We start from the raw sequence: 11,588 nt of genomic DNA on the forward strand, positions 1-11,588 counted from the left end.
AACGATGTAGCCAGTTGAACAAGCTGGCACCCGCAGTAGATACACACCTAAACGGAAGGTAACATTGAATGAGATATGTCGACAAGTGAGTCAACTTATAGCAAAGTTTACTCGCTGTAACCTCCGAGCAAAGATTATGATAATTATTTCTTCATAAATACGAACATGTTATATTCAATTTAATTAAATTACGGGTGAAAAAAATGACTACCGTGCTGATTAATACAACCAAACAAATGAAGCAAAAAAATATCATGCTGGTTGCTAGCACATTAAAATCACTGACATCTGCAACCAAAGGAGATATATCGACACAAACCGGGTTAAGTCTGGCAACTTGCGGCACAATTTTGAATGAATTATGTGCAAAGGGAGAAGTTATTGAAGAGTCTCTCGATGAATCGCGCGGTGGTCGGCCTGCAAAACGCTATAAATATAATGCCAGTTATTTTAGTGTATTAAGCATCTATGTTGAAGGAATCGGTAATTCAGGGATTATATCATCAGCTCTGACCTCCGCTGATGGTAAAAAAATCAAAGAGTATAATGAAGTTTATAGTGATTTTACCGTGGATAAATTAATCCTCCACATTCAAAATATTATAGATAAGAACAGTAATATCAAGGCAATAGGACTCGGTTTACCTGGCGTCGTGGTTGATGGTAAAGTGCTCACCTGTGATATCATCAATCTTGAAGGGTTAGCTATAACAGAGTTATTAAGCCACCAATTAGGTATTTTTGTTCAGGTCGGCAATGATATGAATTATGCCGCATTTGGGTTTTACCGGCATAATTGTCGCAATATAAGTGATCCCATTGCTTATATATATATGCCACCAAGGCATTGTGCAGGTTGTGGTATTGTTATTTCAGGAGAAATGCTCCGTGGCGGAAGCCAATTTGCTGGAGAGGTTTCAAAACTTCCTTTCTATGATAATTTAGAAAACGAAGCCAATCATAATACGCAAAAGAACCTCGCCCTAGAAAAGCTGGTTCATATCGCTTCATCTCTGATCGCAATAATCAACCCTACTACCATTGCTATATCGGGGAGTACAATTAGCCAGAGTTGTATTGGCGAACTAACTGTTAAATTACTGGAAAAGTTTGATAGTAAACATATTCCAAATTTTGTTTATCGTGACTCAATCAAGTCTGATTATCATTATGGAATATCCGAATATACACTTGACGCATATAATAATTTTAGAGTTTTTGATATTTAGCTCACACAGCTGCTTATAGATAAGCATTCTATCGCCGCCAAAATAATGCCAATCGACAGTAATCAAGCATCCACCCCTGCATCAACACCTTAGCCCTCTATTACCCAGCATAAACCCATTTTCTAACCAGAATGTTCTTGACATCTCAAGCTTTGGTATTATATTTTACAACTTAATATAAGTCTTTTATAAAGTGGTTTTACATTGATATCAACCCCAATGTCACCACGATTAACCCGAGAAAGGTAACCCGTTAATGTCTAGCTATGCCATTGATTTTCCGCTGGATACCCGTGCTAAACGCACATCCACCCGCGCTGTTTTTTTCATCGCTGGGTTTGCTATGGGATTGTGGGCTTCACTTGTGCCCTACGCACAAAATCGGCTCCAGTTTGATGCTGGTTCATTAGGATTACTTTTGCTCTGTTTAGGCACTGGCTCACTACTCGCCATGCTTTTCTCCGGAAAACTTATTGGCCATTTTGGGTGTAGGAAAATAATGTCATTAGGTATTGTACTTACCTGTATTTTCTTACCCACCTTGGCAATTATTGATCAATTTCCCTTAATGGCAGTCTGTTTGTTCTTTTTTGGTGCTGGAATTGGTTTGGTTGATGTAGCAGTTAATGTTCAAGGTTCTCTGGTTGAGCAATCGTCAGATAAGCCACTCATGTCTGGCTTCCATTGCCTATTCAGCATTGGTTCCATTGCCGGTGCCGGTGGGGGTGCAACCCTGTTTGCTCTAGGGTTAATGCCTCTTACCGTGACGTTCATTGCCATCGTCTTGATAGCAATTATTACGTCGGCAGTTTTCAATGAATTAATTCCCTTTGGTGATCATAAAGAACCTAGTGAGTCTGCAATAGCCAAGCCGCGGCCAAATTTTCGCCTCGTATTAATGGCACTGATGTGCATGATTTGTTTTATGGCTGAAGGGGCTGTATTAGATTGGAGTGGTGTATTTCTAACGAATGATCGTGGGCTAGATATAACACATGCCGGTTGGGGATTTGCCGTTTTTGGTGGAACCATGTCGGTCATGCGCTTTACTGGCGATAAGGTTGTTAGCATCCTGGGACGCAAACGTGTACTGATCTTAAGTAGTTTGTTTGCCATGGTCGGTTATGCCGTTGCGGTCATTATACCTGACTGGAAATTTACATTACTTGGTTTTGCTTTGGTCGGAATAGGAGCTGCGAATATTGTCCCAGTGTTGATCACATTAGCAGGCCAAGAAAAAGTTATGCCAGTGAATATGTCCGTTGCCATGGTAGCAACACTGGGTTATTTCGGTGTTCTGGGTGGCCCAGCCCTGATCGGCTTTATTGCCCATCTAACAGACCTCTACACCGCGTTCTCTATTGTCGCGCTGACATTTATTGTCATTACAGTAGGTGCTTTTAAACTGAAATATTCCTGCGACTAGTGCAATCCTGCAGAGAGGGATAAGCAGGTGGCGGTCTGTTAACGTTATCTGAAAATAAAATTTGTGACTGAGTATGGTAATTTTACCGGCTAGCAGAATTATGCTAGCTTTTTTTTAAATGAAAAAACGTTAAGATATTTTCTGTCAAACCAACGTCTTGGGTATATTAAAGAAGGAAATAAAATGAGTATTAAAATTATTGCTGTTGATATGGATGGAACCTTTCTCGATGATCAGATGAGTTTTGATAGAAAGCGCTTTAGCTCACAATATTCTCAATTAAAAAATAATGGGATAAAGTTTGTTGTCGCTAGCGGAAATCAATATTATCAGCTAATTACCTACTTCCCTGAGATTGCTCACGAAATAGCATTTGTCGCCGAAAATGGTGCCTATGTCAGCAATGAGAACACTGAAATTTTTTGTGGAAAAACATCAGATGAAGATCGAAATAAAGTTATAAACACAATATTACCAATACCCTATATCGACATCATTATTTGTGGCAAAAACGGAGCTTACATGTTGAGTTCTGCCAACAGTGATTTCTTTACTACGATGAGTAAATATTACTATCGTCTTAAAATTATTGATGATTTTAGTCAAGTTGATGAGCCAGCATTCAAATTTGCAATAAGTCTACCCAATGAAAAGTTGGCTGAATTTATGGCGTTTATTGAGAGTGAATTAGCCGAAATTGTCACCCCGGTCTCCAGTGGTCACGGCTCTGTCGATCTGATAATACCCGGTGTACACAAAGCCAATGGTATTCAATTATTGCAAAACATATGGGGTGTAAAAGATGAAGAAGTCGTCACCTTTGGCGATGGAGGTAATGATATTGAGATGCTGCAATATGCCGGTTTTGGCTTCGCTATGGCTAACGCACCTGAAAATATTAAAAAAATAGCAAAGTATCAAACAGACTCAAATAATGACTCTGGTGTACTAAATGTGATCGATAAAATTCTAAAAAAAGAGCCACCTTTCGCATAAAAATAAATCAATGACTGAAACTGCCCTTTCATATTGAGTTAACATAAAAAATGGAAGGGTCTATTAATTAACATAATGGCTCCCTAGTCGGGCACCCGTTGAAAATATAGATACTCCAACTTCGCTCGTTACAAAAAAACAGAGTTCAACTCTACTATCATGAAGCGGCAGCCATTAAGTAAATAGATAAAAGTCAGCCCGCAGCAAAATTCGCTCAAAGAGTTGATGAGGAGCTCAGGCCGACAATAGTTATGCGAATCTAGCGCCCCTTTTTCTTACGCCCAGGCTGAGAAAATCGCTTACGAGAAGCAGAGTTACCATCAGGTTTCTCGGTCTTTTTTGGCCCATTGGTATTTGATTTTTTATCTGCAGTAGGTTTAGCGCGTACTTTTTTAACCGTTTTTTCTTCAGATGACGAGTTCTCAATCAGTTTAAATAAGCCGATGAGTTCATCGTCATTCAAATCACGCCACTCGCCTAGTGGTAGTCCTTTCAGATTGATATTCATGATACGAGTACGTTCAAGCTTGGTGACTTCATAACCAAAATGCTGGCACATGCGACGAATTTGGCGATTAAGCCCTTGAACCAGAGTGATGTTAAATACAAAGGTCGATACTTTCTTCACTTTGCATTTTTTGGTCATTGTTCCGAGCATCGGTACGCCGGCCCCTAAACCGAGAATAAACTCATCAGTCACCGGCTTGTTAACAGTCACTACATACTCTTTCTCGTGATCGTTTCCTGCACGCAAAACCTTGTTAACCAAATCGCCCTGATTAGTCAGGAAAATCAGCCCTTGAGAGTCTTTATCCAGACGCCCGATAGGGAAGACTCGTTTACTGTGGTTAACAAAATCAACGATGTTATTGTGTTCACTATCTTCTGTGGTACTTATGATACCCACTGGCTTATTCAGAGCAATCAACACCAAGTCATCTTCATCACGCGCGTCGATAAGCTGACCGTTAACCTTCACCGCATCCCCAGCATAGACCTGATCGCCAATTACGGCCCGCTTACCGTTAATGAAAACATTTCCCTGTTCAATATAACGATCTGCATCACGACGCGAACAGATGCCGCTCTCACTAATGTATTTGTTAAGGCGAATGGATGAGTTACTCAAATTAATTCTTCCGTAAATATTGGACTATATCACGTTAGGTTGTGAAACCTGAATGGCTGTTTAACAGAGTGTTAGCGAAGTAACACCGAGACTTTTAAGCACCTTTTCTATTTACTATTCCACTACTGAGCGATTCACTAATATCGCCGGTTTTAACTCTCTGACCAAACGAATCATTTTTCTCAACTCTGGGGCAATTTCGCCATGTGGCGTTGAATATGTGACTAGCTTGCCCTGCCCCTGCTTTATTGAAAGCATATCGCTCAATGGCTGCCAGTTCTCTTTATCTCAGAGGAGCTTTTGTGCTTTATTTAATTCACCTAAGGGCTAGATATGTAAAAACCGCCCGTAGACGGTTTGGCGATAATACTGAGCATATTAAACTAGACTCCCAACATAGGGATTCTTCATGCTTATCTAAGGATTAGTGCATCCGCCATTAGCTTGACAATGTGCATACTCAGAAGTGCCTACATCTGGCCCGGTAGCAGGATCATTGCAATAGGGCCACCATTTGCTGGAAGGATTACATTCTTCAGCCATAGCTCCCGCAGATACAGACATAACACCGACTAACAGTAAACCTTTTAATATATCTTTCATCGTAACTTCCTCCATGATTAGCCGCCATACCTAAAGCGACGGACGATTTGACTATTACTTTCAGTGCTCGTAATAGCCGCTCTCATCATTGATTCAGCATGCTTACTAATCAATCAAATAAGTTAGTTTGTTTAACTGTTGTTGATAATAATTCTCATTTTTATTAATTGTGCATGAGATTGCGTTAACTCTTATATGCCAGTACCATTATTGAGTGTACTCATGGAATACCCGCCAGAATGCTTAATAATCAATCAATTCAGTATGTTGAAATATCTCTAAAAGAGAATGGTTCGGTTTAGCGGGATACCTATAAGTGCCCCGAAAAAGCGCTCAATCAATCTATGTGGTAAAATGAAAATTAATAGTACCTTATTTGCGGCTACCATCATTGTTGCGGTTGTGTCGTTTGGCTTTCTGGTGTTTGGCTTTCTGGTGTTTGATTTATTGACTAGGTAGCTAACGATTAGCCTGTAGATAGGCAAGGAAGATAGATGAAAGAGTATGTAATTCCTGTAATTTTAGTATTGGCTACGGTAATCGCTATTTCTGCTGTAGCGGTGATAACCATAGCCTTGCTAGGCAATGGTATAAAAATTGGTGATATGACTTACTATCTCAGTTAGCGTACTAAGTTTAATTTTACGTCCACTGGAGGATGTATGAAAATAAATAGCACTGTAGTTGTTATCGTCCTCATAGTTGCTGCTTTTGTGGCTGGATATGTAGTGTCAGAGATGTTTGCTAGGTAGCCTTTAAGCCAAATCCAATATGCTTGAACGGAAATAACTATAGCTATACCAAGGAAAAGTTATGGCGAGTTATGGTTCGTAATCTCGCCCGGTTTGTTGGTCGCTCACACCCCCTACTTGACCTCATCATTTTCATTGTTCACCTAACCAGTGGCAACTCAGACCAGCGCGTTGTATAACCAGGTGATAGCATTTCTCTTTTCATTTGCCAGCCCCTTTGTATCCCCTGCCCCGCACACCGCCCTCTACCTTTTCTGACTTATTAATATCGTCAAGAACAGCCATCAGTGGCAGTGTTATTCGCCTTTGGTTGGTTGTCATCAAACAAATCGGTTCAACACCCAAGCATATTCATAAAAAAAATTAATGCAATGATTAGTATGAATATTATTTTCAGCTAATTATCTGGATACAGAAATTAAGATATTTAAAAAATAGGAACATTCCTACAAAATCAGCCCTGCAATCTGATTATTTTTTGATTTAGATCACGTTATTGTGAGCTCATGAATTATCGTTGTAAGTAATTAGCTTGACGTTCATATGTATTTTAAAAAGTAAACGAAAATTCATATTAATAAATTCACTCTTTTTATCATATTTTATATCAGGGTTATTACTTAACATGAGTTCTTTTAATTGTAAGTTATCTTGTATTGCCTTAACTATTATATCTACGATTAGTACCACAACTTCTTATGCTGACATCGGTTTTGCGGGTGATGTAATACCTGACAATGCTGGTTGGGATATTCCCGGGGTCCTAATAATCGGTAATACAGCAGCAGGTATTATGGATATTTTCGATGGTGGAACGTTGACCAGCGGAAATGTAGCAGCTGGGCTGTGGAGTTATATCGGTAATAACTCGGGGGCTACCGGTCAGGTGACTATTACTGGCTCTGACTCTAAGTGGATAAATAACGGAGTGCTCTTTGTTGGCTATAACGGGAGTGGCACATTACAAATATTAGATGGTGGCGTTGTAAACAACCCAGTTAACACGACACATATTGGTTTTGGTGTTGGAGCTACTGGTTACCTTGAAGTCAGTGGGGTTGGTTCGCAATTGATCAACGGTGGCGGATTACGGATTGGTGGTGAAGATAATAGCAATGGCAAGATGAGAATCGCTGATGGTGCTGTAGTCACTAACCAAAATGATGCTGATATTGCATACCATCCAGGTTCTACCGGTAGTGTCGAAGTAACAGGCCCAGGCTCAATCTGGAATGCTGGTAACCGTATGTTTATCGGCCATGAAGGCGATGGTAGCCTTAAAATCACCGACGGCGGAGTTGTTACAACGACAACAAAAGCAAGTGTTGCCGCAGGTGTTACGTCAACCGGTTATGTGGAAGTGAGTGGTACAGGTTCTCGCTGGCAAATTGGTACATTGCTAGATATAGGGACTAATGGCCCTGCCACCATGATTGTTTCTGATGGCGGCGTGGTAACCAGTCAAAGTGGAAATATTAATGACTCTATCGGACTGGTGGAAATCACCGGTATTGGTTCTCGTTGGGATAATGCTCAAGCCCTTCAAATTGGTTCAAGTTCCGCATCAGTAGGTTCTGATAGCACTCTAAATATTACTAATGGTGGTATTGTTACAGATAATTCGGGTTATGTTGGTGCCGGAAACAATGCCACTGGCCGAGTAAATATCTCAGGGGCCGGTTCTGCTTGGCAAAACGCTAGCTTATTGATGGTAGGTTCGAATGGGGATGGCTCAGTAGTCGTCTCTGATGGTGGGAGTTTAACTAGTGCTGGCAGCTATGTGGGTGCCGCTTCAGGGTCAAGAGGTGACATTTTAGTCACAGGGGCCAATTCCACGTGGATTAACAACGGTGATATGCGTTTCGGTGAGTATGGTGGTAACACCTCACTTACCATCAATAACAATGGTTTCGTTAAAACAGATAATATAATAATTGCTAACGATGCTACTTCGACCGGTGTGCTGAATATTGGGAGTGCCGCGGGTTATGCTGCAACCTCTGCTGGAAATATTAATACGCCAATTATCACCTTAGGCAACGGCGATAGTTCAATTGTCTTTAACCATACGAATACCAATTATCAATTTAATTCTGCAATTAATGGTAGTGGTAAAGTGGCAGTTTACAGCGGAACTACGGTACTCAATGGTGTCAATAACTACAGCGGCACGACAACTGTTAATGGCGGCACTTTAAAGGCAAGTTCAGCAAACAGCTTCAGTGCAGTTTCTGATTATCTTGTTGATACCGCGGGACTACTGGATTTAGCTGGTTTTGACCAAACACTGAACAGCCTGAGCAACAGCGGCACGGTAAGCCTTAATGGTGCACCAGGTACTGTATTGACAGTATCCGGTAATTACATCGGCAACGATGGCTTGCTCAATTTTAATTCTCTATTAAATAATGACACTTCAGCTACTGATAAATTAGTCGTTAATGGCAATACTTCTGGCACAACTCGTGTGGGCGTGACTAACTTGGGTGGCAGTGGCGCAACAACATTGAATGGTATCGAACTGATTGAGGTTAATGGGCTGTCAAGCGGTGAGTTTGTTAAGCAGGGGCGTATTGTTGCCGGTGCCTATGATTACTCTCTGGCGCGTGGTGTAGGGATAAATGCCAGCAACTGGTATCTGACTAGTACAGCAACATCAGTTCCACTTGTTGAATCTGTTGAACCAATGGTCAACCGGCCAGAAGCTGGCAGTTACACTGCTAACCTGGCAACTGCCAATAACATGTTTATAACGAGTCTCAATGACCGCATGGGTGAAACCCAATATATTGATGCATTGACCGGCGAACATAAAGTGACCAGTCTGTGGTTGCGTAACGAAGGTGGGCATAACCGTTCACGTGATGCATCGGGGCAATTGAATACACAAGCTAATCGTTATGTCCTGCAACTGGGCGGTGATATTGCTCAGTGGAGTAATAACAACACGGACCGTTTCCGTCTAGGTGTTATGGCTGGATATGGCAATAGCAAGAGTACGACTGTTTCACAAGTGTCTGGCTATAGCTCTAAAGGCTCAATCGATGGCTACAGCGCCGGTGTATACGGTACCTGGTACGCGAATAGCGAAGATAAGTCCGGATTATACGTAGATAGTTGGGCGCAATACAGCTGGTTCAACAACACGGTCAATGGTCAGGATTTAGCTTCTGAAGAGTACAAGTCTAAGGGCGTAAGCGCCTCAGTCGAAAGTGGCTATACCTTTAAAATCGGTGAGAATGCGTCGAAAAACGCCAGTTACTTTATCCAGCCGAAAGCGCAGGTGACATGGATGGGTGTTAAAGCCGATGACCATAAAGAAGCCAATGGGACAAATATCTCCGGTGAAGGTGATGGAAACATCCAGACCCGTCTGGGGGTGAAAGCCTTTATGAATGGCTACGCCGATCAGGATAAAGGTAAAGATCGTGTATTCCAACCGTTTGTGGAAGCCAACTGGGTCCACAATACTAATGATTTCGGCACTACGATGGACGGTATGACGGTTAAGCAAGACGGTGCGGCCAATATTGGTGAGCTGAAAGTGGGTGTGGAAGGCCAGATTAATAAGAAAGTGAATGTCTGGGGTAATGTCGGCCAGCAAATTGGTAACAAAGGTTACAGCGATACAGCTGTAATGCTGGGAGTTAAATACAACTTCTAATACTGGTTAAAAAATATAGGTAAACAGACCGGGCAATTAAGCCCGGTTTTGCATTTTAGGCTTCAGTCAAAGTGACCTCAATAATCATCTGTTGCCTAATTTGCGGTGCAGGCCAACTAACCATCCGCCATTTTCATCTGCATAGTATAGTCAGGCTGATGTATGGGTTGCCTTTGAAAATCTCATGATCAGCCAGAAAGAGGATTCTTCATTTATTGGTTTGATTAATAAATTTCTGTTGTCTGGTGATTTCTGCGAACTTGCTAGCGAAACATAAAAGGACTACCGGAAGTATTCATCAAAAATAATTTCTGTGTTCGGAAAAATGACGCCAGACAACATAAAACCTGAGCATATTCGGAAGTATATGGATAAGCGTGGAGTAAAAAGCAGAGTCCAGAAAAATAGAGAAAAGTCTTTTATGTCGAGGGTTTTTCGTTAGGGTTACGAGCGGGAGAAAGTAAAATTAAATCCATGCTAGGGAGTGAAGCAATTCAAAGAAAAAGCCCGAGCTCGCTATATAACGGATGAAAAACATATAGCGCTTTATGACGCGCCCCCCCCCTTTATAGCCCGCAAGAAAAAACGCCTCGATAAACAAGGCCGCATCAAATGCAAGATGTTTACCAAACTGCGCACCGCCCGTTTTATTAAAAGCGAATCCAACGCCGACGGGGTCACTGTCACCTTTAGAGGTACGGTTAATAGTCTAGTGCGGGTGCATCACTACGGCTTGCGCGATAAGGTCACAAAGAACGGGCCAACCGTGAAATATGAACGCCGCCAGTTATTGGGTTTTACTGACGGCGATAGTGAATGGATTGGGGGGCTGGCTTTGGATTTTATTGGTAAGTAATTTTTTATCGTCCATTACTTAATTATTTGTTTCCCCCCATCTATTTGCTCTGTTAAATGTTTTAAAATCATTAAATCTTACCCCCATATCCTTCATTACTTTATGTGCAAATGGTGCTGATAGTTGTCTGATATAAAAAGGCTTATTTACTACAAAGTGATGTATTGCATGAGTGCTACCAAAGTTAAAACAAAATAGGTTGAACGGCCAAAGCCACCAAGGGTTAAGCACCTGAGTTTCCTGAATAGTATTACCACTTTCATTATCACCATAATAATGCATATTTGAACTTATGAAATGTAAGCAGAACGACCAAAGTATATTAGGAGCTATGATTATTACCATCATTACATCAATAGCATTGAATATTTTTAGAGTCATTCCAGACCAAGTTATTGCGATGCCAAGTAATGGCAAGGCAACATTTACCAAGTGAAATATAATAAATGAATATACAATTAGTGAGTGTAAAAGTGAGACTGGGAAGAACGCTTTAATTGCCTTCTTAAGTAATTTTTTTCTTTCCTCCTTCGATCCAGCCTGTAATATCACTACAGCTACTGCAACTATAAAATCACTAATCATCCATAGCCTCAGCAGGCTCCAGCGCTGACCATTAGAAAGTAATCGTTCTTCTAAATCCTCATATGTTCCTGGCATTTGGTGATGCCTTAAGTGAATCTTTCTCCTAACCCAAGGGTTAGCCGTACTAGGGCGAACCATCCATACTGAGGCCATCATTACGTTATGCATGACACGATTATTTTTGAAATATAGATTATGAATTAAATCATGTTCAATTTCATGTACCACAGAAATACAAAGAGTATTGATTATGATACATGCCCACCATGCGATATATCCATTGAGATAACATAATGAACTAACTATAATAATTCCAATCATAGAGTATAAAATACTAAAACCCAATGC

General features: G+C 41.0%; 8 protein-coding genes and 1 pseudogene. 6 read left to right on the top strand and 3 right to left on the bottom strand.

Annotation, left to right across the window (positions count from 1 at the left end):
• The first annotated feature begins 203 nt into the window (after positions 1-203).
• The 3 genes from FTA96_RS04650 (at position 204) to FTA96_RS04660 (ending at position 3,651) form a co-directional block, all read left to right on the top strand.
• Positions 204-1,229: an ROK family protein gene (locus FTA96_RS04650; RefSeq protein WP_186372848.1), complete on the top strand. Its 1,026-nt coding sequence runs from the start codon at positions 204-206 to the stop codon at positions 1,227-1,229.
• Between the two features lie 256 nt (positions 1,230-1,485).
• The gene (locus tag FTA96_RS04655; protein ID WP_050122029.1) at positions 1,486-2,655 is read left to right on the top strand and encodes an MFS transporter; all 1,170 of its coding nucleotides are present in this window, start codon (positions 1,486-1,488) and stop codon (positions 2,653-2,655) included.
• Between the two features lie 183 nt (positions 2,656-2,838).
• Entirely contained in the window at positions 2,839-3,651 is an 813-nt protein-coding gene (locus FTA96_RS04660) for a Cof-type HAD-IIB family hydrolase (RefSeq protein WP_050122026.1), read from the top strand.
• Positions 3,652-3,910: 259 nt separating this feature from the next.
• On the opposite strand, the gene rluF is transcribed toward FTA96_RS04660, so the two are convergent.
• Positions 3,911-4,780, bottom strand: coding sequence for a 23S rRNA pseudouridine(2604) synthase RluF (rluF, locus tag FTA96_RS04665; RefSeq protein ID WP_145573269.1), 870 nt, complete (start codon positions 4,778-4,780; stop codon positions 3,911-3,913).
• Between the two features lie 1,097 nt (positions 4,781-5,877).
• Between rluF and FTA96_RS23650 the strand changes: the two genes are divergently transcribed.
• A complete protein-coding gene (locus FTA96_RS23650) occupies positions 5,878-6,009 on the top strand; it encodes a hypothetical protein (RefSeq protein WP_256967527.1) in 132 nt (43 codons plus the stop codon).
• A gap of 265 nt (positions 6,010-6,274) precedes the next feature.
• On the opposite strand, the pseudogene FTA96_RS04670 reads toward FTA96_RS23650, so the two are convergent.
• Positions 6,275-6,376: pseudogene (locus FTA96_RS04670) on the bottom strand (DUF4113 domain-containing protein); the annotation flags it as partial.
• Positions 6,377-6,760: 384 nt separating this feature from the next.
• Here FTA96_RS04670 and FTA96_RS04675 point away from each other — a divergent pair.
• Entirely contained in the window at positions 6,761-9,799 is a 3,039-nt protein-coding gene (locus tag FTA96_RS04675) for an autotransporter outer membrane beta-barrel domain-containing protein (RefSeq protein WP_145573271.1), read from the top strand.
• A gap of 484 nt (positions 9,800-10,283) precedes the next feature.
• Positions 10,284-10,655, top strand: a complete 372-nt coding sequence (locus tag FTA96_RS23720; RefSeq protein ID WP_145573273.1) for a phage virion morphogenesis protein — start codon at positions 10,284-10,286, stop codon at positions 10,653-10,655.
• Between the two features lie 18 nt (positions 10,656-10,673).
• Here the strand turns inward: FTA96_RS23720 and FTA96_RS04685 are convergent.
• Positions 10,674-11,588 (bottom strand): fatty acid desaturase (locus FTA96_RS04685; RefSeq protein WP_145573275.1); only part of this gene is annotated, 915 nt, incomplete at its 5' end.

The organism is Yersinia alsatica (genome assembly GCF_902170305.1).
Classification (GTDB): domain Bacteria; phylum Pseudomonadota; class Gammaproteobacteria; order Enterobacterales; family Enterobacteriaceae; genus Yersinia; species Yersinia alsatica.